The following is a 22,205-nucleotide window of genomic DNA, read 5'->3' as shown; positions in this document are numbered from 1 at the left end:
GTCTTTCTGTCGGCGGACGAGTTGGTGGTACTTCTCATCCTGCCGCGGAAGGACCCGTCCGCCTTGGTTGGCCCAGATCCTGGCCGGTGTCTACAACGTCATGACCCGCAACATCTAGGTGCAGGCGCTGCTATAGATCTGGGCCAATCGCACCGAGTGCCTGCGCGCTGCTCTCATCCGATGCCACGTACTGCGCCTCGATCCGCAGGAACACATCACGCATCGCCTCAACCTCAGCAATGTGATCCGTCAACGCCTGCACCATCGAATAGTCACCACCGGCGGCCTTCTTGCTGAACTTCTCCGCCAACGCGATACCGCTGGGGAAGGCGCCAAGCCCGTCGATGTGGCCGAGCGCATACGCACGATCCTTCAACTCGGCCAGAACTGCGATGTGTTTTGAACAGTGCTCTGCACACTTTCGTGCGGTCCCAATCTCCAGATAGAGATGTCCTTCGCTGACCGCCTCGGCCAGCGCCGACCATTCCGAGGTTCGATCCGTCATCGCAGTTCTCCTGAGTCTAGTTTTTGGAGTACGGAATCAGGACGGCCGCGGCGTCGCGGACGTAGTCGCAAGGACCAACGCGCGAGCTACTCGTTACCATCGCCGACACCATTGTGACCCCAAAAGGCGCGTCCACAGCCACGTAGCAGCGTTCACCGCGAGTGTCAGCAACGGTCTTGAATGCCAGAGCATGTTGCCCGTCGAGGTCGATGTCAGTGAACTCGGTAAAGTCCCCATTGCGCCGAATATCGCCCAACGCGTACGAGCCCGCGAACACCGTGACAAATTCGCTTGTGTTGTTCCATGCACACAGGTTCCACCCCGGCTGATTCACACCGAGGATGTCGCGATCCTCGGTCCCTGGGTCCAACCCGATAGACCGAATGGCATCATCCGGGATGTCGTCGCACGGATTGAACGCCGGCTGGCTGACCGTCGGATTCTCGGGTTCGGCCTGACCGCTGACTGTTCCGCAGCCCGCAACGAGCAGGCCAGTGCAGATCAGTCCCCCGACAACCACTTTCACCCTCATCCGCCCACCTCAGGGTCGATTGCAGCGAGTGCCTGCGCCCCACGCTCATCCGTTGCCACGTACTGCGCCTCGATCCGCAGAAACACGTCTCGCATCGCTTCAACCTCGGAGATGTGATCTGTCAGTGCCTGAACCATTGAGTAGTCGCCGCCGACGGCTTTCAGGCTGAACTTTCGTGCCAGCGCAATGCCGCTGGGAAATGTGCCCATTCCTTTGAGGTCCCCCAACGCTCTCGCTCGCTGTTGGACGTCGACAAGCTTGACGAGAAGGTCAGTGCAGTGGCGCGCACAGTTCTGGGCGACACCACGCTCGATGAGGAGGTCGCCGTTGTCTACGGCAACCGAGAGTGCGCTCCAATTATCAGACACAATGGACTCCTCGACTAGTTGCCCGCATATCGCCGAAACTCCGATGCACCGTCACGCGCCCGCACACATGGATCACCGTCGTCCGCATTGCGCACGGAAAAGGCCACCATCAACAAGCCATCGTGCGAGCCTGTCGCGACGTAGCACCGCACACTGATGGGCTCGACCGAATGAAACATGAGGGCAGGTTGACCATCCAGAGCGATGTCTTGGAAATCCTGGTAGTCCGTGTTGAGTCGGACGTCTGAAAGTGGAAGCCGGGCGGAGTAGGCGGTCATTGCCACCGAGTCGTCGTTCCAACCGCATATGTTCCAGCCGGGTTGATGTACACCCAGGATGTCCCGGCCCTCCGTAGCCGGGTCCATCCCGAGTTCGACAATGACCTCGTCAGGAATGTCCTCGCACGGATCGAAGGCTGGGTCGCTGGCGGTTGGATTCTCGGGTTCGGCCTGACCGCTGACGGTCCCACACCCCGAGACGAGCGCCGCAGCGCACAGCATCACCCCGATGGTCGTTCTCATGTTCTTCTCCCCCTGCAGAACGTGCGCACACTGTATCTAGACGCAGGCGGCGACCTGGAGGTTCCGTCTGTCACTCGGCAAGCTTCTGTTCACCGGCTCGCGCTACGGTGGGTGGCGCCCCGACCGGGTGATGAACACACGTGTGACCAGCAAAAGAGGAATGATGACCGACCTGAACGACCAGCCGCTGCAGTTGGATGGCGCTTTCGCGATCGCGACGGAGGATCGTGAGCAGTTGCATGCGCTGACCGTGCGGGCTCTGACGGAGTTCCTCGGCGAGGCTCCCGAGACCGACGAGGACGGCGACGTCGCGATCCCCGTGCACGGGTTCGGGCTGTTCGTGACGGTCGCGGAGGATGCGCCGCAGCTGCATGTGTGGGCGTCGCTGCTGGACGGCGTCACGGATCGCGCGAAGGCCGCCGAGCAGCTGATCGAGTTGGCGCACGAGTGGCCGCTGCTGCGTTTCGTGATCGACGGCGAGCACCTGCTGGTCTCGACGTTCGTCGATGCCGACCCGTTCGCGCCGCAGCATCTGCTGAACATCGTCGACGAGTTCCACGACCTCACCCACGACCTGGATGACGACTTCGCGGACCGTTTCGGTGCGACCCTCGACTGCGACGCCGACGACGTCACCTACGCGGGTGTGTGCGGCGGCGGGGGCTGCGGCGACGACTGCGCGTGCGGGCACGACGACGCCGGTGACCTCGGCGAGACCATTCCCGTCGGCGTCCCGAAGGTCTGACACACCCCGAACCACCCCCCGAAGGCCCGGCAGGCGTGACGTCTGCCGGGCTTTCGTCTGTCAGCCCACGGATGTCATCCCAACCGCAGCCCGCTGGCCCGCCGCACCTTCCTCCGTACAGCCTCGCGCACGGCGTCCTCGGTGCCGATGATCCGCACCTTGTCCTTGGCACGGGTGATGGCGGTGTAGAGCAGTTCGCGGGTGAGCAGCGAGGAGCGCTCGTCGGGGAGGATGACGGACACCGTGCCGTACTGGCTGCCCTGGCTGCGATGAATGGTCATGGCATACACCGACTGCGTTGACGACAGCCTGCTGGGGTGCAGGATCAGGGGTTCGGCGCCGCGGGCGAACGCGGCGACGAGTTCGCCGTCTCCGCGCCGGACCACGACTCCGGTGTCGCCGTTGTAGATCCGCGCGTCGTAGTCGTTCGCGGTGACGAGCAGCGGCCGGCCCGCGGTGAGCGCGTCGGGGTCGAGCCGGTGCCCGACTTCCGCGCCGATCCACTCCAAGGACGCCCGCTCCCACCACGCGACCCCGTACGGTCCGTCGCGGTGCGCGCACAACAGCCGGTGCCGCTCCGACAGGTCCAACGCCGCGGCCACGTCACCGGCTTCCGCGGCCTGCACCACGTCCACGGCGGTGCCCACCACCTGACGCCGCAGCGCGTCGAGATCGTCGGGTGCCAGGAACTCGATCTGGTCCCCGCCCGCGCGCAGCAGGTCGATGACGCGGTCCTCGTCTTCGTCGCGGACGGCGTCGGCGAGGGCACCGATGTCGCGGTCGAAGCGCCAGCCGCGGGTGAGGCGAACGATGCCGCCCCGCAACCGATCCCGCTCGCCTGTGGTCCACGTCTCGAGATCGGCGCCGACGACCCGGTCGAGCACCGGGTTCGCCGCGACCGTCACGGGCCGGTCCACGAGGTCCGCGAGCACGGCGCCCGCGTCGACGGATGCCAACTGGTTCGGGTCGCCGACGAGCACCAGGCGGGTCTGCGGACGCAGAGCCTCGAGGAGCCGACACATCATGGTCAGCGACACCATCGACGTCTCGTCGACGACGATGACGTCGTACGGCAGATGGTTGCCCGCGTGGTAGCGGGGCCCGTTGTGCCCCCAGCCGAGCAGGCGGTGCAGCGTCGACGCCGCGAGGGTCGGCGGCAGACCGAGCGATGCGTCCTGTGCTCGCACCGACTCCTGCAGCCGCGCAGCCGCTTTCCCCGTCGGCGCCGCGAGCCCGATGCGCAGGCCGTCGCCGTGCAGGCGGCGGAGCATGGCCAGCACCCGCGCGACGGTGTGGGTCTTGCCGGTGCCCGGGCCGCCCGCGATGACCGCCGTCCGGTGGGTCGCGGCAACGGCGACCGCCACGCGCTGCCGGTCCGGTTCGGCGCCGGGGAACATCTCGGCCAGTCCGGCGCGCAGCCCGTCCACGTCGACGTCGGGGTGATCGCCGGCTCGGGAGTCGAGGACGCGGCGCACCGTCTCCTCCTGCCGGTGGTACTTCTCCAGGTACAGGAGCGGACCGACGTCGGTGTCGACGAGCCGCAGCGGGCGCAGCGGACCGGCGGCGCCGCCGACGACGAGGGGGCTGGCGCGCAGCGCGTCGAGCAGCACCGCCGGCTCGGGCCACGGCAACGCGTCGAGGTCGATCTCGGACCCGTCCTCGGACTGGACGGCGTCGACACCGATGTCGCGAATCCCGTTGACCTCCAGACACACCGACCCCGATCGCACGGCCCGCACCGCGAGCGCCATCGCCAGCACGGCGTCCTCCGACGACTCCCCCGCCATCTGCGCGAGCCGCACCGCGATGTGCACGTCCGCGGCGCCGAGCACCTTCGCCTCGTTGAACACCCGCAGCGCACCCTTGCCGCGTTGCGCGATCCGCGCGTCGGTCATCGCGCACCCCCGTCGGTCGTGTGTCCGGCGAGCAGGTCGGACAGGTCGGTGATCAGCGCGGCAGGCGGGTGCCAGTCGAACACCCCGCACCCGTCCGGGGTGTCCGGCCCGGCCATGCCGCGAAGGAACAGGTACTGCACACCGCCGAGATGCACCTCGGGGTCGTATCCGGGCAGCCGCCACCGCAGGTAGCGGTGCAGGGCAACGGAATACAGCAGCGCCTGCAGCGGGTAATGGGAGCGCATCATCTCGGCGGCCATCGAGTCGCGGGTGAAGTGTCCGGTGGTCACGTCGCCGGGCACGATGCGGTTGGTCTTGTAGTCGACCACGACGAACCGCGGGCCGGGTAGCCGCAGGACCGCGTCGATGCTGCCGGTGAGGTAGCCGCGCAGCGGGACCGCGCCGAGGTCGGCCAGCTGGTCGGCGTAGGCAGCGAGGACGTCGTCGGCCGGTAGATGCCTGCGCAGCAACGCGACCGTGAGGTCCAGGGTCACCTCCGCCGTGGCGTCGTCGCCTCCTGCGAGGGGTAGCTCGAAATCCAACTCCGGCAGACGATCCGCAGGCACGATGGACGCCAGCGTGTGCGAATCGCCCGGCTCGTTCGAACCAGCCAGGGGGGTAGCGAGGACCGGCATCAGCGACGCGGCGAGCGCGTCCGAGTCCACGTCCGCGAATCCGGCTGCCACCTCCTCGCGGCAGCGTTGCAGCACCTCGGCGGTGAGGTCGTCGGCGGCGGTGTCGACGTATTCGAGTACCGCGTGGACGAGGGTGCCGAACGCGGCGCCGGCGGGCATCCCGTTCATCGGGGACGGCAGGTGCCCGTCGCCGGTGTCGGCGCCCGACGCCGTCAGGGGCGGTTCCTCGGGTTCGTCGTCGAGGGCCGGTTCCTCCGTCTCGCTCGCGACGGGCGCGAGAGCGTGCGCGGCGGCGGTGATGGCGGTGTAGGAGGTGCGGCGCCACTCGTCGTCGAGGACGCGATCGAACGTCGCTGCCCGCAACTTCTCCGTGCTCTCGTGTGGCGGGTTCCACGACCCCACCTCGATCGGATCGGGTGCGACGGTCTCCACTTCGACGCCGGGCACGCCGTCCGCCCACCGCGTGAACAGCTGCGCCACTTGCGGATCGGCGGGCACCGGCAGGCCGCGCGGCACCTCCAGCGCGCCCGGCACGCGGGCGAGCAGCATCCGATGCAGCGGCGCGGACGCCGTCGACGTGGACGGCGCCCACCACAGGACCAGCGCGCACTTGGCGCGCGTCAGGGCGACGTACAGCAGGCGCAGTTCCTCGCCCGCCTCCTCCTCGTCGTGCCGCGTCCGGCGTTCGCGGTAGCCGGGGCCGTCGGGCCCGCCGACGTCGAGGATGCGCCGATGCTCGTCGTCGTGCAGCAGCAGTTTGTCGGGGGTCGGGTTCTTCGCCGCATCCCACCCGAACGGGACGTAGACGATCGGGTACTCGAGCCCCTTCGTCGCGTGAACGGTCGCGATCTGCACGGCGGCGGCATCGGAGTCGAGGCGACGACTGCGGTCCGCGGTGCCGACGTTGGGTTCGCGCATCCGGTCGGTGAGCCAGCGGGTGAGCGCGGTAAGGCCGAGACCCTGCGCGACGGCAACTTCGCCGAGCAGCTGCGCGATGTGGCGCAGGTCGGTCAGGCGGCGTTCGCCACCGACCCGGGCCAGCAGCCGAGATTCGAGGGTGCTCCACGCGGCGAGCCGCTCCACCATCGCCGCGAACCCCGCTGTCGCGAAGACGCGGCCGAGATCCCGGATGCCGCCGCCGATCTGCGCGACCAGTTCGTCGCCGCCGGAGTCGAGGTCGGTGGCGGTCTTCCCCAGCAGGGATGTCAGCGCGGCGAGCCGAACGCGGTCGGAGCGATGCGGCTGTTCCAATGCCTGCAGCACCCACAGCCAGTCCCGAGCGGCAGGCGTGACGAACACGCTGAGCCCACCGACCGTGACGGCCGGGATACCCGCGCGGTCCAGTGCGTCGTGCACCAGGGTGATCTGCCTGTTGGTGCGCACCAGCACCGCCACGTCGCCGGGCACGACGCCCCGCCCTCCCGAGGACGGCGAGCCGAGGTCGATCGTGGCCTCCCCCGACACCAGGCGCACGATGTCGGCGGCGACGTCGTCCGCGACCCGCGCCCGCAGCGGCGCGATCGCGGGATAACCGCTCTTGCCCAACGGTCCCGCGCCTGCACGGGTGAGGTACCGCAGCCGGATCGGCGGCACCCCCGTCACCCGTGATCCGTCGTTCGCGGCGGCGACGGGGTGCACGACGATGTCGGGATGTCCGAGCGCCGCACCACCCTGCACGTGCGCGAGCGCGTCTAGCAGGGGCTTGTCGCTGCGCCAGTTCTTGGTCAGTTCGAGGGTGCGGGATTCGGTGACGGCGTCGAGGTACGCGTACACCTCGGCGCCGCGGAACGCGTAGATCGCCTGCTTGGGGTCGCCGACGAGGATCAGGGTGGCACACCCGTGGAACGCGGCCTTGAGGATCCCCCACTGCAACGGGTCGGTGTCCTGGAATTCGTCGACGAGGACCACGTCGTACCGCTCCCGCACCCGCCGCCGAGCATCCTCGCCGCGGTCGCGGTCGGTGAGGACACCGTGCAGCAGGGCAGGCAGGTCGTCGAAGTCGCGGATACCCGCGGCGCGTTTGCGGCGACGCACCTCGTCCCGGACGGACTGGGCGAACGCGACCGCATCGCCGGCCGCGGTGCCGTCCGCGTTCGCGGGGGCGAGGACGGCCTGCGGGTCGAAGATGGCCGCCCGCGCCGCTTTTCGCGCCTCCTCGGGAGTGAGCGTCGGGTCGGGTTCGCGCCCGAACCGGCTCAGGTAGAGGTCGGAGACGGCCTGGGCGATCAGGTCGGTGGCTTCCTCGACGAGTTCGGTGTCGGGGTCGCGTTCACCGGCGATGCCGATGCTGTCGAGCATCCGCTGGCAGAAGCTGTGGGTGGTCGCGATGGTGGCGGCGTCGAAGTTCGACAGCGCCTGCAGGAGCCGCTGACGCCGCAGCGTCACCGTGTCGGGGTCGGCACCGGCGAGGAACGCGACCAGATCGTCGCTGCTCGCGGCGGGGTCGGCGAGGCCCGCGGCGACGGCGGCGAAGCGGTCGCGGGTGCGTTCGCGTAGTTCCTTCGTGGCGGCGCGGCTGAACGTCACGAGCAGCAGTCGTTCCGGGTCGACACCGAGTTCGGCGACGTAGCGGACGGCCAACCCGACGATGGCGTACGTCTTGCCGGTGCCCGCGCTGGCTTCGAGGACCGTGGTTCCGGTGGGCAGCTCGCCGAGCAGGTCGAACGCGGCGCGGTCGGTGGCGGCGGTCATCAGGCGGCTCCGATGGTCTCGGCGGCGAGCAGCGGCGCCCACAGCGTGCGCGCGTGTTCACCGAATTCGGTGCCCTCCGACCCGGGCGCTCCGGCTGCGGTGAGCACCGTGATCGGTGCGTCCTCCCCGTACAGGTACGCCACGTGCTTGTCCTTGGCGTCGCCGAAGAGACTCGACCATTCCTTCTCGGCGGAGTCGAGGGCGGATGCGACGGCGTCACCCCCGGCGCGGCGTTGGGCGTAGGCGGCGGTGGCAGCGGTGACGATGGGCAGCGGCGCTCGAAGACCGTTGTCCCGCAGCGCGATCAAGAAGTCGAGCTGCGCACGGGCGTCCGCGGGCGCCACCAGGTGCGAACGCCACGCCGTCGGCCGCCGCATCGGCGCCTTGCCCGTGGTGTCGGCCTTCCACTGCCGGTCCGGGTACGACGCCGCCAGTGCCAGCACCTGCACCCACGCGGTGAGCCGGTGCTTCGGGCCGAGCTTCGAGTAGGTGGTGCGGGCGACGACGTCGCCGTGGACGCCGCCGACGCTCCCGACGAGACGACGACCCCCGAGGTCGAGATCGATGTCGACGGTTTCGGGCCGGCCCGGCACCCGACCCGCGGACCCGAGGACGCGTACCGCCTCCTCGATGCCCGCCAGCGCGCGACCCCCGAGCGCGGCGGGGGGCAGGGTGCCGCGACGCCACTCCGCCTGCCGGAACTCGGCGATCGCGTCGGCGATGTCGCGGTCGTCGGCGAGGACCGCGGTGAGCATGCGTTCGCCGATCGACCACGCGGCGAGGGAGTCCAGTTCGAGGTCGAGGGAGTCGGCGATCTCCTCGTCGAGGTCCGCGATCCGCACACCGAGACGCTGTTTGAGGAAGGCCTGGGTGGGGTGGACGACGAACGCGACGAGGTCCGCGAGATCGACGTCGCCGCGTTCCGGTTCCGCCAGCGGTGCGGGCAGGAACTCCGGTTCCGGAAGGGCGGGCCGCTGCGCCGCACGCGCTCCCGCGAGCGCGGCGGGGTCGAAGCTGAACGGGTGGTCGGGACGAAAGTTGCGGGGATCGAACGGCTGCAACGGATGCGACCGTACGAGGATCTCGGACGCGCCGACCATCGTGTCGAGGACGTCGCGGACCTCGCTCAGCGGGATCGCCGGCGGCCGCGGCGCACCACTTACCGGATCCATACCCGTGTAGAACAGCAGCAGCCGCTCCCCCGTCGCGCCGATCGCGTCCAGCAGCAGTTGCCGGTCCTCGCTACGCGGATCCCGTTCCCCCGGAAGCGGAGTGCGACCGAGGACGTTGTCGCCGTCCACTCCGGGACTGCGGGGGAACGCCTCATCGTCGAGGCCGAGCAGCGCGACCACCCGGTGCGGCACCGACCGCATCGGCACCATCGTGCACACCGTCAACTCGCCGGTGCGGAAGTTCGAGCGGGTGGGACGCCCCGCGAGCCGTGACGCCAGCATGGCCCGCACGTCCGCCAATCTCAGTTCCGCGGTGCCGTGCTCCATCGCGGCCGCCAGTTCGCGATGCGCCTGCCCCAACTGCCACGCGTCCCGCTCGCGGACGTCGACCACCAGGTCGAGCGCCCGGGTGAGGGCGGCGGCCCACTCCGGTGTCGGCTGCGGGCCCGTCAGCCCCCGCAGTGCGACGTCGAGCCGGTCGACGAATTCGGCCAGCTTGCCGGTGAGGTCGATGTCGTTGCTGTCGACGCCGCCGAGCGGCAGCGTCAGCCCCAGCCAGTCGCCGTCGGTGTCGTCGGCCGCGGCGCCGAGCAGGATGCGATCGAGCGCCGAGCGGACGGTGTTCTGTGCGAAGTCCGGCAGCCCGTACGCGGTGCGTTCCCGCGGCCCGATACCCCAGCGGGCACCGGCGGCGGTGGTCCACTCACGGAGTCGTTCGATGTCGTCGTCGGTGAACGCGAACCGGCGGCGTACCGGCTCCGCGTCGGCGAGATCGAGGATCTGACTGGCCGTGACGCGACCGTCCGCGAGTTCGAGCAGCGACGCGACCACGGCGAGCACCGGATTGGTCTGGTGCAGTGCACGGTCCGCGAGCCGCACCCGCAGCCCGTGACCGGGATGCCCGATGCCGTCCTGCCCGAACGCCGCCCGGATCAGCGGCGCGTACGTCTCGACGTCGGGGCACATGATCAGCACGTCGCGGGGTTCGAGGTCGTCCAGGTCGGTGAACAGGTGCAGCAAGGATTCGCGCAGCACCTCCACCTGCCGCGCCGGGCCGTGGCAGGCGTGGATCTGCACGGATCCGTCATCGTCCGCGCTGCTCGGCTCCCGATCGGCTGCCAGGTCGCCCTGCAGCCGTCCGAGCAGCGTCGCAGGCCGCGGCGGCGCGGCGTGATCCTCGTGCGCGACGCCGTCCGTACCGATCCGAAACTGCAGTTCCCGCACGTCACGGCCCAGGCTCGCGAGCAGCGGGTGCGTCACGGCGAGCCCGGAGTGGTCGCCGGCGCGGGTCGAGGGCGGTTCGAGCCGCGTCAACGCGTCGAACATCGCTGCACTGGGGTGCGGAACCCACAGGTGCACATGACGATTGACTGCCAGCGCGCCGAGCACGTCGAGCTGCGCCGTGGTCAGCCGGGTCGGTCCGAACACGGAGATCCGTTCGGGCAGATCCACGACGTCGGGCCGCTCCCGCAGCGCCTCGCACGCCGGTGCCAACCGCTCGGCGGGGCTTTCGGCACCGATCCGGTCGCGCAGGCGACGCCACAGGTGCGCCTGCCACACGAGGTCGGGCGGCAGGTCGCCGCCCGCGCCGTCGGTGTCGCGGCCGGCGGCCCAGTCGACGAGCATCCCCGGACGCTGCACACCGTAGGTGCGGAACAGTTCGGCCAGGTGAGCGGCGGTGCCGTAGCGGCGCCCGACACGGTGACCGGACGGTTCGTCGCGGCCCAGGTGCCGGGCCAGGACCGCGGCCCACGGATCGTCCAGGCTGTCGTCGACCACGTCGAGGAGCGTCCACAGCACGCGCGCCGGGTGCCACGGGTCGGTATCCGCGGTGGCGCCGGTGACCGCGGCCAGCGCGTCGTCGACCAGACGGGTCGGGGACGGGAACTCGATGTTGGCGGCGATCCCGTCCGCCCCCGTCGGCGCCGCACCGAGGACACTCGAAAGTCGTTGCGTCAGCCACCGTTCCACGCCCTTCGCGGGGACGGCGACGACCTCGCGGGCGAACGGGTCCGGCAGCGGGACGACGAGAACCTTCGCGAGCGCGTCGGCGAGCACGTCCGAACGTTCGGCGCGGTGCAGAGTCAGCAAGCGAGGCCCCCTCGATCGGTTCGAAACAGGCTTACCACAGCGTTCCGACAGCGCACCGGACGTCCCGCGTGCCTGGTCACGGCGTTCACAGGCCTGTCCGCGCACGCACCCCGGTTGTGCACGCCGAATACCCGTGCGCACCCGTCGAAACCCCTGCGAACCGCCCGCTGCCAACGAGTTGAATTTGTCACACAACGCCCACTGAACGGGCACACAGGCTGTGCTCCAGGCCACGTCGTGGGGTAGTGATGATCGAAAGACTAGATCGATTTTCACCCCTTGAAGAGGTAGCGATGTCCGACGCAGTAGCCATCGGTGATGGCATCTTCCAGATCACGGTTCCGATGACCCACAACCCGTTGGGCAGCACGCTGATCTACGCGATGGAGTCGCCGAACGGCGTCGTCCTCGTCGACACGGGCTGGGACGGCGACGAGGGTTGGGAGGGCCTGACCGGCGGACTCGAGTCGATGGGCCACTCGATCACCGACGTCGAGGGCGTCGTCCTCACCCACTTCCACCCCGACCACACCGGCCTGTGCGGACGGGTCCGGGAGGCGTCGGGAGCGTGGATCGCGATGCACGAGGCCGACAACGAGATGTTCCGGTTGATGTCGTCGGGACACACCGCGGAGTGGCTCGAGGATCAGATGGTGAACCTGCGCCGAGCGGGTGCGTCCGACGCGGACTGCGAGGCCTACCGGGCGGCGACGCACCTCAAGCCGCCTGCCGGCCCGGAGTCGGCGGCGGATCGCATCCTCACCGGTGGCCAGGTGATCCAGTTGGCGGGCGGCCGCACCCTGCGGATGGTCTTCACGCCCGGTCACACCCCCGGCCACGCGTGCTTCCATCTGGAGGACGCCGACGTCATGTTCACCGGCGACCACGTCCTGCAGAAGACGACGCCGCACGTCGGGAACTTCATCTACCCTCTGGAGGAGCGGGACGCGCTCGCCGAGTTCATGAGCTCACTGGAGCGGGTGCAGTCGATGGGCGTCACGCGTGGACTCGGGGCGCACGGCCTGCCGATCACGGACCTGCCGGGGCGCGCGAAGGAACTCGTCGAGCACCACGAGGAGCGCCTTGAGCACCTGTACGACGCGTTCGGCGACGACGAGATCACGCTGTGGGAGGTCGCCGAGCGGATGAAGTGGTACCGGGCGTGGTCCGACTTCCACCCGCTCGCGAAGGGCATGGCGGTGTCCGAGGCCGCGGCGCACCTGCGTCACCTCGTCACCCGTGAGCAGGTTGTCCAGGTGCAGGGCTCCGAGCCTGCCCGCTTCGTTCGCGTGTAGACCGCTGCGCCGCCTGTGAGCCTTTCCGGTCCTCCTGGCACCGGAAAGGCTCACAGGCTCTAGCGCAACTATTGGACGTCCCATAATCTGACGTACATGAGTCTCGACCCCCGCACCCACACCCTCGACGGCATCCTGCGACGCTCGGCGGCGAAGTTCCCCGACCGCGCCGCACTGATCTTCGACGGACGCACCCACACCTACCGCGACCTCGACGACGCCGTGAGCCGCGCCGCCGCACACTTCACCGCACTCGGCCTCGAACCGGGCGACCGCGTCGCGGCGTACGGCACCAACTCCGATGCCTACGTCATCGGCTTCCTCGCCTGCGCCCGCGCCGGCCTCGTGCACGTTCCGGTGAACTACGCGCTCAAGGGTGAAGAACTGACCTACCTCGTGTCGCAGTCGGGCGCGCGTGCCGTGCTCGTCGATCCCCCGCTGGCAGGCGTCCTCGACTCCGTTCGCGGCGACCTGCCGGGCGTCGCACACGTGCTGCCCCTGCGTGACGCCGACGGATCGCTGCTCGAGAAGTCGCTGACAGGCGAGGCCCCCGTGTTCCCGCCGCGTGCCGCCGCGACCGACCTGGCTCAGCTCCTCTACACCTCGGGCACGACGTCGAAGCCCAAGGGCGCCATGATGACCCACGAGGCACTCGCCTACGAGTACGTCTCGTCGGTGATCGCCCTCGACCTCAAGGCGGACGACAACCCGCTGATCGCGATGCCGCTGTATCACTCGGCGGGCATGCACGTGTTCATGCTTCCGTACCTGTCGGTGGGCGCGACGGTGAACCTGATGGCGGCGCCGGACATTCCGGAGATCCTGCGCCGGATCGAGGAGGACCGCATCGGTTCGCTGTTCCTCGCGCCGACGGTGTGGGTGCCGCTCGCGAACCACCCCGACCTCGACACCCGCGACCTGTCGTCGCTGCGCAAGGCCCAGTACGGCGCGTCGATCATGCCGGTGACGGTGCTGAACCGGCTGCGCGAGCGCTACCCCGACCTCGGCTTCTACAACTGCTTCGGCCAGTCCGAGATCGGGCCCCTCGCCTGCGTGCTGCGGCCGGAGGAGCACGAGGACCGGCCGTCGGCGTGTGGGCGTGCCGTGTTCTTCGTCGAGACCCGGGTCGTCGACGCGGACGGCAACGACGTCGCCGACGGCGACTCCGGCGAGATCCTCTACCGGTCCCCGCAACTGTGCCAGGGGTATTGGGAGAACCCGGACGCGACGGCGGAGGCGTTCCGCGACGGCTGGTTCCACTCCGGCGACCTGGTCACCCGCGACTCCGACGGTTTCGTCACCGTCGTGGACCGCATCAAGGACGTCATCAACACGGGCGGCATCCTCGTCGCGTCGCGTGAGGTCGAGGACGCTCTCTACACCCATCCGGCGGTCGCGGAGGTCGCGGTCATCGGCACCCCGGACGAGAAGTGGATCGAGGCGATCACCGCGGTCGTGGTGCTGCGCGACGGTCAGGAGGCGACGGCCGACGGCTTGATCGGGTACGTCAAGGAGCGGATCGCACCGTTCAAGGTGCCCAAGCAGATTCGCTTCGTCGACGCACTGCCCCGCAACCAGAGCGGCAAGCTGCTCAAGCGCGAGCTGCGCACCGAGGCCTGATGGGCGGCGGGTCGCGGCGCGTGCCGCGACCCGCTACATCGACAGTGCCATCCGGGCGAACCCGCGCGCCCAGTCCGGTGGCACCCCTCCGATCGGACCCAGCGCCCCGATCGTGGAGAGAAAATCCTGGGTCGGCGCGGCCACCCAGGACACGTCGAACTGGGTGAGCGCGCTGCCGTCCTCGTTCCACCATCCCAGTGCGGCGAGGCCTTCGCTCATCGCCACGCGCCGCTCGTCTGCCGACGCACCGGCCGCGACGGTGAGCAACAGCAGAAGCCCCGCCTCTCGTTCGATGGGCTCGCTGCCGAGGGGAAGGGTGGCGAGCACGTGCTCCCACAGGTCGTCGTCCCGGTCCAGCAACTCCGCTCCCCGCTTCGACAGCACCAGCTTGCCCTTGTGCTTCCGGATCAGGCCGAGAGTTTGCGCGGAGTCCCGGAACCGCTGAATGTACGAGTTGTCGACTTCTCGGGTGCTGTCGGGCAGGCACCGGTCACCCCAGTCGAGTTCGCTGCGGGCGGCTTCGACGTGGGCGGGCGGCACGTAGCCGGACGCCGTCAACGTGATGCCGTCGTCGCCGATCCTCCGGAGCAACCAACGCAGGTGGGTCAGCGCACCGTCCTGCATGTCCACCGTGCGGACGTCGGAACGCACCTGCAGGTGGGCCCGGGCCATCAACGCGTGGACATGCGGCGCCGCCTGGTACGCGATACGCGTCAGCAGGGGCTCCACCTGCGATCCGATCACCGGCGGGAACAGTCGCATGGCGTCCCGCGCGGCCAGCATCATGTTGACGTCGGCGGCCGAGAAGGACTCGGGTTCGAAGGCACCGGCCCAGCCCACCAGCGGCGCGTGCGCGGGACGCTCCGGGTCCGCGAGGGCGTCCGTCAATCTCGCGTAGCCGGACACGCCGCCGCAGTCCTCGGGCGGGCAGGCCCGCTCGCCCGCGATGCAGTGCGCCCCCTCGGGCGACTGGTCGTGGTCGATGCCGTCGAGGACGACCGTGTGCTCCCAACCGTCACCGAAGTCGTACTCGTACACGAGGGCGTCACCGGGTGCGGTGAGGACGTCGTCGAGCCGCACCATGTCCTCGCATCGGGACCCGTTCGCGAACCCTTCCTCGATGCACGAGCGTGTCGCGAACCGTTCGACGCGACCGGGATCGTTCGGGTCCGGGCGTCGCCATTGATGCAGGTGGGAGTCGGTCCATCCCATGACGGTCTGCAGCACGGGATGCAGTTCGTCGAGCCTCGAGGTGGACCTGACGGTCAGGCTCCGCCACACCTCCGGAGTGACGCCGTCGAGTGAGATCCGCAGGCGGTAGGCGACGGCACCTCCATTCGGTGGCACCGGCCGGCTGCCCGCCGCCTCGACGAACGCCCGCAGCTCGTCGGGGTCGGTGGGCACGACCCGCAGGCGTCTTCCCGGTTCGAAGGCTCCCATTCGGCAACCCTAGGACAGATCGGGGACGCCGACAGGGCACGCAGGAACGCCCCCATCGAAATGCAACACGTTCTACCATGCGGGACATGAGCATCCTCATCGACGACCGCGCGCGCGTCCGAACGCTGACTCTCGACCGTCCCGACGCGCTCAACGCGTTCAACGAGGCCCTCTACGACGCGGCCACCGAGGCGCTGCGGGACGCCGCCGAGGATCCGTCGGTGGCGGTGGTGCTCCTGACCGGCAACGGACGCGCGTTCAGCGCGGGCACCGACCTGCGGGAGATGCACGCCCGCACCAGCGACCCGAACTTCCAGCCCGGCAAGCACGGCTTCCTCGGCCTGATCGACGCACTCACCGAGTTCCCGAAGCCGCTGATCGTCGCCGTCAACGGCCTCGGCCTCGGTATCGGCACCACCATCATCGGGTTCGCCGACCTCGCATTCATGTCCACCTCGGCGAAGCTGAAGTGCCCGTTCACCGGTCTCGGCGTGGCACCGGAGGCCGCGTCGAGCTTCCTGCTGCCCACCCTCATCGGACGGCAGAACGCCGCGTGGGTGCTGATGAGCTCGGAGTGGATTCACGCCGAGCAGGCGAAGGAGATGGGCCTCGTCTTCCAGGTGTGCGAGCCGGACGATCTACTGGACGTCGCTCGCAAGCACGCCGAAGTACTTGCCGCCAAACCGATCTCGAGTCTCGTTGCGGTGAAACAGACGATGACGGCGCCGCTGCGCGCCGAGATCGCCGCCGCCCGCGAACGCGAGAACGCCTGCTTCGCCGAACTCATGGGTGGGCCGGCGAACATCGAGGCGCTCGTCGCCTTCGCCGAGGGACGCGAACCCGACTTCACGAAGCTTCCCGCGGGAGCCTGACCACGTCGCGGGGCTTCAGCGAGCGGCCATGGCCGCGATTCGGATGTCGCGGGTGCGTTCCTGGTGCGCCACCATGAGGGCCCTGGCGCGGTCGCCGTCCCCGTCGACGACGGCCTCGTGGATGCCGCGGTGCTCGTGTTCGATGGCCGCCAGGTTCGTGGGGGCCTTGGACTCCTCGGCGTCGTAGACCGCGAGTTGGGCGTCGAGACGTTCCATCAGTTCGGTGATCGTCGGATTGTGGGCGGCGACGCGAAGTGCAGTGTGCCAGTCGTTGTGCAGCCGCAGCGCGGTCTCCGCGTCCGGCGCGGTGACGGCGCGGTCGAAGAGGCCGATGAGGCGTGCGAGGTCGAATTCGGAGCGGCGGGTGGCGGCCGCGAACGCGACCGCGGATTCGAGCGCGATGCGCGCCTCGCAGATCGCGATCACCTCGTCCTCGGTGCGCACCCGGACGACGTAGCCGCGTGTCACCTTGGTGACCAGGCCCTCGAACTCGAGCCGCTGCAACGCCTCGCGCACGGGGGTGCGCGACACCCCGAGTTGCACGCCGACGGTGGCGGGGACCAGGAGTGATCCCGGCAGGTGTGCTCCTCCGGTGATGCGTGCGCGCAGCTGCGCGTAGGGCGATCTGTCGTCTGGCACTGCGGCCCCTCACCTCGTGTTCGCGCGTAGTGGACAGAGATACGTCTACCAGCGCCGTCGGGGTCGACGGAAGGGTTTGAATCCGTGTGTATACAAATGTCGTCATTAGCGTTCATCTGCATTTACATGGCTCTCGCACCGCAGCACGCGAGGAGACCCATGAGCACCGCATCACCCACACCGCAGGCGGCAGACCATGCCTGACACCGCCCTCACATCACCCCCGGTCACCCGGTCCACCCCCGAGACGCCCGCACGTGGGCGCACGGTGCGGCTACCCCGTGCCACCGCCTTTCTGCCGTGGGTGGTTCCGGTCCTCGTTCTCCTCGGCTGGCAGTGGGCGTCGTCGAACGGAGTGATCTCGGCGGCGATCCTGCCGCCCCCGAGCAAGGTGCTCGACACCGCCGGGACCCTCTGGGGCAGCGGAGAATTGCAGAACCACCTGCTCGTGAGCGTGCGCAGAATCGTTCTCGGCTTCACCATCGGCGCCTCGATCGGCCTGATCCTCGGCTTCGCGGTCGGGCTCTCCCGGATCGCGGAGGGCCTGGTCGACCGGACACTGCAGATGGTCCGCGCGCTTCCGCACCTCGCCCTGGTGCCCCTGCTGATCGCCGCGTTCGGTATCGGGGAGGTTCCGAAGGTGGTGCTGGTGACGCTCGGCGTCATCTTCCCCGTCTACCTCAACACCGTCGCCGGGATCCGCACGGTCGACCCGAAGCTCGTGCAGCTCGGCGAGTCCTACGGGCTCGGACGAGGCGAACGCATCAGGCAGATCGTTGTGCCCGGCGCGATGCCGATGATCCTCACCGGCCTGCGCTACGCGCTCGGCGTCGCCTGGCTGACGTTGGTGATCGCCGAGACCATCGCGACGAGCGAGGGCATCGGCTTCCTCGCACAGAACGGCCGCGACCTGCTCCGCAACGACCGCATCGTCCTGGCGATCCTCCTCTACGCCGTTGCCGGACTCCTCGCCGACCAGCTGATCCGGTTCGTCGAGGCCCGCGTACTGCGCTGGAATCCGAACTATCAGAAGGAGATCCGCTGATGACCTCCGACACCCTCGTCGGCCTCGACCTCCTCGGCGTCGGGCACAGCTACCGCGACACACGCGTTCTCGACCAGATCGACCTGTCCATCGCCCCCGGTGAGTTCGTCACGTTCCTCGGGCCGAGCGGTGTCGGCAAGTCGACGCTGCTCCGCATCCTCGCCGGACTCGAGGAGCCGACGGAGGGCCGCGTCCAACCGACCGCCGACCGCCGCGTCGTCTCCCGCATGATGTTCCAGGAAGACCGTCTCCTCCCCTGGCGCACCGTCCTCGACAACGCGACCCTCGGCACCCGCGGACGCAAGGACGAGGCGGCCGCCCTGCTGAGCGAGGTCGGCCTCGCGGGACGCGAGAACGACTGGCCCTCGGAGCTTTCCGGCGGCCAGCGGCAACGGGTCGCCCTCGCCCGGGCGTTGCTGCACCGACCGGACGTGCTCCTGCTCGACGAGCCGTTCGGCGCGCTGGACGCCATCACCCGGGTCACGATGCAGCAGTTGCTCGAACGCATGCTCGCCGAACACCCGCGGACCGTCCTGCTCGTCACCCACGACGTCGAGGAAGCCCTCGTCCTGTCCGATCGGGTGCTGTTGCTCACCGAGCGCGGCATCACCCGGGAACTGCGGATCGACCAGTCCCGACCCCGTCACCGCGGTGACAGCAGGCTGGCCGGATGGAAGGAGGAGTTCCTGGACGGACTCCTCGAAGCCGACCGCGCCCTGCACTCGTAGATCCACCCTCGAAAGGCCACCATGTCTCCCCTCACCACCTCCCTGAACCGGCGCGGCTTCCTCAGGGCCACCGGCGCTGGCCTCCTCGGCCTGACGGCACTGTCGCTCGCCGCTTGCAGCTCCGACACCGCCGCTGCCGACGACGGCCCCCTCGCCCAGGTTCGATACGCGCTGATCGGCGACGGCAACGCCGAGCCGGGCACCCTGCTGCGCAACAACCTCGGCGGATTCGACCTCGGTGCGGACCTCGGCGTTCCCGTCGAATGGCCCACCGGCTTCCCGGCATCACTCCCCGTGATGGAGGCGATCAAGGCCGGCAGTGTCGACTTCTCCTTCGCCACCGCCACGGCCGTGATCTACGCGATCGGCGGCGGCGTTCCCATCGTCCCGCTGGTGGCGTACCCGCTGCCGAGCGACGAGGTGGACGTCCTCGTTCCGCAGGGCTCCGACATCCGCTCCGCCGCGGATCTCAAGGGCCGCAAGGTCGCCGACCATCGCGGGACGACCGGTACCTACAGCCTCGTCAAGTACCTCGAATCCGCGGGCCTGACTCTCGACGACATCGAGTACGTCAACCTCACCGCCGCCGACGCGGAGGCCGCGTTCGCGCAGGGCAAGGTCGACGCCTGGATCACGTGGCAGCCGACGGCGGAACTCGCCAAGCGCAAGCACAACGCCACGACGCTTCCGGACGTGAAGACCTACGACTACGCATTCTTCGTGGCGAGCGAGTCGTTCGCGAACAATCATCCGGAGGCAGCCGCCGCCCTCGTCCGGAACGTGCGGGACGCGCAGCGTTGGATCGAGGCGAACCCGGAGGACGCGGTCGCAGAGTTCACCCGTCTCGGCGGTTTCGGCGGCAGCGAACTCGAAGCCCAGGTGTATCTCGACCTCGTGAAGTCGGGCCGCCTCTCCTACTCCGGTGCGGGCCAGTTCACCTCGGTCGGCGCCGACGCGATCGCGGGCACCCAGGACCTCGCCGACAACTTCCACCGCCTCGGAATCTACCCCGAGCAGGTCGACGTGGCGTCCTGGCTCCAGGATCCGCGCTTCGACTCGATCAAGTCCGCCATCGACCAGGAACTCGCGAAGTAGGCCATCCCCCATGACTTCCCAGATGCACCTCGCTGCTTTCGTCACCGCCGGCCCCGGACGTCCCGGAGGCTGGCGCCACCCCGCGTCCGTCCCCGGGTGGCTGTCCGCCGAGTACTACCAGAACATCGCGCGCACCCTCGAGGACGGCCGGTTCGACCTCGCGTTCTTCGCCGACATCCTCTCCGTCCCGGACCGGTTCGGGTCCAGCACCGACACCCAGCTCCGCAACGGCGCCCTCGGGTCGATGCGGCTCGATCCGCTGCACGTGCTCTCCGCGATGGGCGCCGTCACCCGGCACCTCGGGCTCGCGGCCACCGTCTCCACCACGTACGCGCAGCCGTTCACCGTCGCCCGCTCGTTCGCGAGCCTCGACCACCTCACCTCGGGCCGTGCCGCCTGGAACGTGGTCACCTCGTTCCAGGAGTCCGAGGCCCGGAACTTCAACCGGGACGAGCAGTTCCCCCGCGAGAAGCGGTACGAACGGGCCGACGAGTTCCTCGAAGTGGCCGCGAAACTGTGGGACAGCTGGGACGACGACGCCCTGATCCTCGACACCGCGGAGCCGCTCTTCGCCGAACCCGCCAAGGTCAACGCCATCGACCACAAGGGCGAATGGTTCACCGTCCAGGGCCCGCTCAACGTGCCCCGGCCCCCGCAGGGCTACCCGGTCGTCATCCAGGCAGGCGCATCGGCCAAGGGCAAGGACTTCGCCGCCCGCTGGTCCGACGTCATCTTCTGCAGCCACGCGTCCCTCGAGTCCGCGCAGGACTTCTACCGCGAGATCAAGGAACGCGCCGCCGCGCACGGTCGCGACCCGGAGCAGGTGAAGATCCTGCCGTCGATCGCGCCGGTCGTCGGCGCCACCACCGACATCGCCCGGCAGACCGCGGACCTGCTGTTCGACCTCGTCCCACCGCTCGGCGGCCTGTCCACCCTCGCCTACCACCTCGACGTGGACCTCTCCACGTTCCCGCTCGACGAACGACTGCCCGATGTCGAGGTCCCCGGCGTCGAGGGCCACTACCGGGAGGTCCGCGAGATCACCGAGCGCGAGGGCCTGACCCTGCGGGAGCTCGGCAAGCAGTACGGCGGACGCGTCGAGGGCGGATTCATCGGCACCGCAACCGATGTCGCCGACGGACTCGAACAGTGGTTCACCGAGGGTGCCTGCGACGGCTTCATGGTGCAGGCGCCGTACCAGCCCGGTGGCTTCGAGGATTTCACCCGCCAGGTCGTTCCCGAACTCCAGAAGCGCGGCCTGTTCCGCACCGAGTATGAGGGCGCCACGCTTCGCAACAACCTCGGCCTCGACCGCGCCCGCACCGGGGAGTGGGCGAACCGAATCCCCGTGTCCCCGAGCGCCACCCGATGACGACGTCGGTAACCGACCCCGCAACGCCAGTCACCTCCGCCGCTGGAACGACGGTCGCCTCCGTCTCCGGCCACACCATCGCGGGCGTACCAGGACGGTTCGTGCTGGACGCGCGCACCAACCACCTCGTCACCGACTCGCGACTCGGGCCCGGCGAGGCCGTCCAGGCAGGTGAACTGTTCCTGTCGGCGCTCGTCTCGTGCGCGATGGCCAACATCGAGGCCACCGCGCACGAACTCGGCGTGCCCCTGACGGGGATTTCGGTGGACGCGCAGCACCGCCGCGGTACCGAGGATCCGACGCGCTACGACTTCACCCGGCTGACGATCACGGTGCGCGGTGTCGAGCAGCGCGACGCCGACGCACTCGGTGCACGGTTCGTGGCGGCCTGCCCGATCTACAACACCATCCGCCGAGGTGGTGGTGTCGACCTGACTGTCGTCGCGGCGTGACGCGTCCCCGAGCCCGCCATCATCCGATGGCGGGCTCGGGGCGCCGCCGCACGTACAGGTCCATGACGGCGTGCAGCATCACGTTCCCGCCGGCGTCCCGCAACTCACTTGTGGTGGTCACGAGACCGCGACCGTGGTCGTCGAGCACGATCTCGTCGACACGGATCGTCCCGGTGAGGGTGTCGTCGGGTCGCACCGGCCGCCAGAACCGCACGTCGCGCACCCCGCGGCCACAGATGACGCTGAGGTGCCGATACCACCCGAGCGCCGAAAGGCGTTGCAGCACCGACATGGAGTGGAGTCCACTCGCGATCAGTCCGCCGAAGGCGCCCTTCGCGGCGGCCTCGGCGTCCACGTGGAAGTCCTGCGGATCCCAGGTGCCCGCGAAGTCGAGGAGTTCCGCTTCGGTGACGGTGTGCTCGCCGAGTTCGACCACGTCGCCGACGGTCAGATCCTCCGCATACTTAACAGTGCTCACGACCTCGATGGTGC

Annotated in this window: 19 protein-coding genes; 9 read left to right on the top strand and 10 right to left on the bottom strand. The window is 69.3% G+C overall.

All coding sequences use genetic code 11. From position 1 onward, the window contains the following. Nucleotides 1–130 precede the first annotated feature (130 nt). From FFS72_RS23745 to FFS72_RS23730, 4 genes are read right to left on the bottom strand one after another with little or no spacing between them, the layout of a single operon-like run. Nucleotides 131–505 carry a hypothetical protein gene (locus FFS72_RS23745; RefSeq protein ID WP_137876254.1) on the bottom strand — a complete coding sequence of 125 codons (375 nt, stop codon included), beginning with the start codon at nucleotides 503–505 and terminating at the stop codon, nucleotides 131–133. A 16-nt stretch (nucleotides 506–521) separates the two neighbouring features. Beyond that, the gene (locus tag FFS72_RS23740) at nucleotides 522–1,037 is read right to left on the bottom strand and encodes a DUF3558 domain-containing protein (protein WP_137876253.1); all 516 of its coding nucleotides are present in this window, start codon (nucleotides 1,035–1,037) and stop codon (nucleotides 522–524) included. Continuing rightward, the gene (locus FFS72_RS23735; protein WP_249353491.1) at nucleotides 1,034–1,405 is read right to left on the bottom strand and encodes a hypothetical protein; all 372 of its coding nucleotides are present in this window, start codon (nucleotides 1,403–1,405) and stop codon (nucleotides 1,034–1,036) included. The genes FFS72_RS23740 and FFS72_RS23735 overlap by 4 nt, the downstream gene beginning before the upstream one ends. Nucleotides 1,406–1,419: 14 nt before the next feature. After that, complete coding sequence (locus FFS72_RS23730; RefSeq protein ID WP_137876251.1) at nucleotides 1,420–1,926, bottom strand: DUF3558 domain-containing protein; 507 nt, start codon at nucleotides 1,924–1,926, stop codon at nucleotides 1,420–1,422. 163 nt (nucleotides 1,927–2,089) lie between these two features. Between FFS72_RS23730 and FFS72_RS23725 the strand changes: the two genes are divergently transcribed. Then, the gene (locus FFS72_RS23725; RefSeq protein ID WP_137876250.1) at nucleotides 2,090–2,671 is read left to right on the top strand and encodes a T3SS (YopN, CesT) and YbjN peptide-binding chaperone 1; all 582 of its coding nucleotides are present in this window, start codon (nucleotides 2,090–2,092) and stop codon (nucleotides 2,669–2,671) included. Nucleotides 2,672–2,745: 74 nt separating this feature from the next. On the opposite strand, the gene recD is transcribed toward FFS72_RS23725, so the two are convergent. The 3 genes from recD to recC are packed head-to-tail and all read right to left on the bottom strand — an operon-like array spanning nucleotide 2,746 to nucleotide 11,155. Next, nucleotides 2,746–4,566 (bottom strand): exodeoxyribonuclease V subunit alpha, encoded by a 1,821-nt coding sequence (gene recD / locus FFS72_RS23720; protein WP_137876249.1) that lies wholly within the window; start codon nucleotides 4,564–4,566, stop codon nucleotides 2,746–2,748. Further along, complete coding sequence (locus FFS72_RS23715) at nucleotides 4,563–7,892, bottom strand: UvrD-helicase domain-containing protein (protein WP_137876248.1); 3,330 nt, start codon at nucleotides 7,890–7,892, stop codon at nucleotides 4,563–4,565. The genes recD and FFS72_RS23715 overlap by 4 nt, the downstream gene beginning before the upstream one ends. Then, nucleotides 7,892–11,155, bottom strand: a complete 3,264-nt coding sequence (gene recC, locus FFS72_RS23710) for an exodeoxyribonuclease V subunit gamma (protein WP_137876247.1) — start codon at nucleotides 11,153–11,155, stop codon at nucleotides 7,892–7,894. The genes FFS72_RS23715 and recC overlap by 1 nt, the downstream gene beginning before the upstream one ends. 293 nt (nucleotides 11,156–11,448) lie before the next feature. Here recC and FFS72_RS23705 point away from each other — a divergent pair, with 293 nt between their 5' ends. Next, complete coding sequence (locus tag FFS72_RS23705) at nucleotides 11,449–12,450, top strand: MBL fold metallo-hydrolase (RefSeq protein ID WP_137876246.1); 1,002 nt, start codon at nucleotides 11,449–11,451, stop codon at nucleotides 12,448–12,450. A 96-nt stretch (nucleotides 12,451–12,546) separates the two neighbouring features. Next, nucleotides 12,547–14,070, top strand: a complete 1,524-nt coding sequence (locus FFS72_RS23700) for an acyl-CoA synthetase (protein ID WP_137876245.1) — start codon at nucleotides 12,547–12,549, stop codon at nucleotides 14,068–14,070. Between the two features lie 33 nt (nucleotides 14,071–14,103). Here FFS72_RS23700 and FFS72_RS23695 read toward each other — a convergent pair whose 3' ends face one another. Next, nucleotides 14,104–15,510 carry a plasmid pRiA4b ORF-3 family protein gene (locus FFS72_RS23695; protein ID WP_137876244.1) on the bottom strand — a complete coding sequence of 469 codons (1,407 nt, stop codon included), beginning with the start codon at nucleotides 15,508–15,510 and terminating at the stop codon, nucleotides 14,104–14,106. Between the two features lie 86 nt (nucleotides 15,511–15,596). On the opposite strand from FFS72_RS23695, the gene FFS72_RS23690 reads away from it, so the two are divergent. Beyond that, the gene (locus FFS72_RS23690; protein ID WP_137876243.1) at nucleotides 15,597–16,382 is read left to right on the top strand and encodes an enoyl-CoA hydratase/isomerase family protein; all 786 of its coding nucleotides are present in this window, start codon (nucleotides 15,597–15,599) and stop codon (nucleotides 16,380–16,382) included. 15 nt (nucleotides 16,383–16,397) lie between these two features. Here FFS72_RS23690 and FFS72_RS23685 read toward each other — a convergent pair whose 3' ends face one another. Further along, nucleotides 16,398–17,021 carry a GntR family transcriptional regulator gene (locus tag FFS72_RS23685; protein ID WP_137876242.1) on the bottom strand — a complete coding sequence of 208 codons (624 nt, stop codon included), beginning with the start codon at nucleotides 17,019–17,021 and terminating at the stop codon, nucleotides 16,398–16,400. Between the two features lie 196 nt (nucleotides 17,022–17,217). Here FFS72_RS23685 and FFS72_RS23680 point away from each other — a divergent pair, with 196 nt between their 5' ends. From FFS72_RS23680 to FFS72_RS23660, 5 genes are read left to right on the top strand one after another with little or no spacing between them, the layout of a single operon-like run. Continuing rightward, nucleotides 17,218–18,066, top strand: coding sequence for an ABC transporter permease (locus tag FFS72_RS23680; RefSeq protein ID WP_137876241.1), 849 nt, complete (start codon nucleotides 17,218–17,220; stop codon nucleotides 18,064–18,066). Continuing rightward, nucleotides 18,066–18,794: an ABC transporter ATP-binding protein gene (locus FFS72_RS23675; RefSeq protein WP_137876240.1), complete on the top strand. Its 729-nt coding sequence runs from the start codon at nucleotides 18,066–18,068 to the stop codon at nucleotides 18,792–18,794. The genes FFS72_RS23680 and FFS72_RS23675 overlap by 1 nt, the downstream gene beginning before the upstream one ends. A 21-nt stretch (nucleotides 18,795–18,815) precedes the next feature. Continuing rightward, nucleotides 18,816–19,889, top strand: a complete 1,074-nt coding sequence (locus FFS72_RS23670; RefSeq protein WP_137876239.1) for an NrtA/SsuA/CpmA family ABC transporter substrate-binding protein — start codon at nucleotides 18,816–18,818, stop codon at nucleotides 19,887–19,889. Nucleotides 19,890–19,911: 22 nt separating this feature from the next. Further along, a complete protein-coding gene (locus FFS72_RS23665; RefSeq protein ID WP_137876257.1) occupies nucleotides 19,912–21,261 on the top strand; it encodes an LLM class flavin-dependent oxidoreductase in 1,350 nt (449 codons plus the stop codon). Beyond that, the gene (locus tag FFS72_RS23660) at nucleotides 21,258–21,713 is read left to right on the top strand and encodes an OsmC family protein (RefSeq protein ID WP_137876238.1); all 456 of its coding nucleotides are present in this window, start codon (nucleotides 21,258–21,260) and stop codon (nucleotides 21,711–21,713) included. The genes FFS72_RS23665 and FFS72_RS23660 overlap by 4 nt, the downstream gene beginning before the upstream one ends. Before the next feature lie 19 nt (nucleotides 21,714–21,732). On the opposite strand, the gene FFS72_RS23655 is transcribed toward FFS72_RS23660, so the two are convergent. Next, nucleotides 21,733–22,191, bottom strand: a complete 459-nt coding sequence (locus tag FFS72_RS23655; RefSeq protein WP_137876237.1) for a MaoC/PaaZ C-terminal domain-containing protein — start codon at nucleotides 22,189–22,191, stop codon at nucleotides 21,733–21,735. Nucleotides 22,192–22,205 lie beyond the last annotated feature (14 nt).

The organism is Rhodococcus sp. Q (assembly GCF_005503035.1).
In the GTDB taxonomy this organism is placed as follows: domain Bacteria; phylum Actinomycetota; class Actinomycetes; order Mycobacteriales; family Mycobacteriaceae; genus Rhodococcus_G.
This window is presented reverse-complemented; position numbering and strand designations above follow the sequence as displayed.

What these genes read in the sequence shown, in the direction of transcription:
- FFS72_RS23675 (WP_137876240.1), top strand. Translation starts at nt 18,066, where the DNA reads ATGACCTCCGACACCCTCGTCGGCCTCGACCTCCTCGGCGTCGGGCAC.
- FFS72_RS23660 (WP_137876238.1), top strand. Translation starts at nt 21,258, where the DNA reads ATGACGACGTCGGTAACCGACCCCGCAACGCCAGTCACCTCCGCCGCT.
- FFS72_RS23670 (WP_137876239.1), top strand. Translation starts at nt 18,816, where the DNA reads ATGTCTCCCCTCACCACCTCCCTGAACCGGCGCGGCTTCCTCAGGGCC.
- FFS72_RS23715 (WP_137876248.1), bottom strand. Translation starts at nt 7,892, where the DNA reads ATGACCGCCGCCACCGACCGCGCCGCGTTCGACCTGCTCGGCGAGCTG.
- FFS72_RS23740 (WP_137876253.1), bottom strand. Translation starts at nt 1,037, where the DNA reads ATGAGGGTGAAAGTGGTTGTCGGGGGACTGATCTGCACTGGCCTGCTC.
- FFS72_RS23725 (WP_137876250.1), top strand. Translation starts at nt 2,090, where the DNA reads ATGACCGACCTGAACGACCAGCCGCTGCAGTTGGATGGCGCTTTCGCG.
- FFS72_RS23665 (WP_137876257.1), top strand. Translation starts at nt 19,912, where the DNA reads ATGCACCTCGCTGCTTTCGTCACCGCCGGCCCCGGACGTCCCGGAGGC.
- FFS72_RS23700 (WP_137876245.1), top strand. Translation starts at nt 12,547, where the DNA reads ATGAGTCTCGACCCCCGCACCCACACCCTCGACGGCATCCTGCGACGC.
- FFS72_RS23680 (WP_137876241.1), top strand. Translation starts at nt 17,218, where the DNA reads ATGCCTGACACCGCCCTCACATCACCCCCGGTCACCCGGTCCACCCCC.
- FFS72_RS23705 (WP_137876246.1), top strand. Translation starts at nt 11,449, where the DNA reads ATGTCCGACGCAGTAGCCATCGGTGATGGCATCTTCCAGATCACGGTT.
- FFS72_RS23690 (WP_137876243.1), top strand. Translation starts at nt 15,597, where the DNA reads ATGAGCATCCTCATCGACGACCGCGCGCGCGTCCGAACGCTGACTCTC.
- recD (WP_137876249.1), bottom strand. Translation starts at nt 4,566, where the DNA reads ATGACCGACGCGCGGATCGCGCAACGCGGCAAGGGTGCGCTGCGGGTG.
- FFS72_RS23745 (WP_137876254.1), bottom strand. Translation starts at nt 505, where the DNA reads ATGACGGATCGAACCTCGGAATGGTCGGCGCTGGCCGAGGCGGTCAGC.
- FFS72_RS23730 (WP_137876251.1), bottom strand. Translation starts at nt 1,926, where the DNA reads ATGAGAACGACCATCGGGGTGATGCTGTGCGCTGCGGCGCTCGTCTCG.
- FFS72_RS23695 (WP_137876244.1), bottom strand. Translation starts at nt 15,510, where the DNA reads ATGGGAGCCTTCGAACCGGGAAGACGCCTGCGGGTCGTGCCCACCGAC.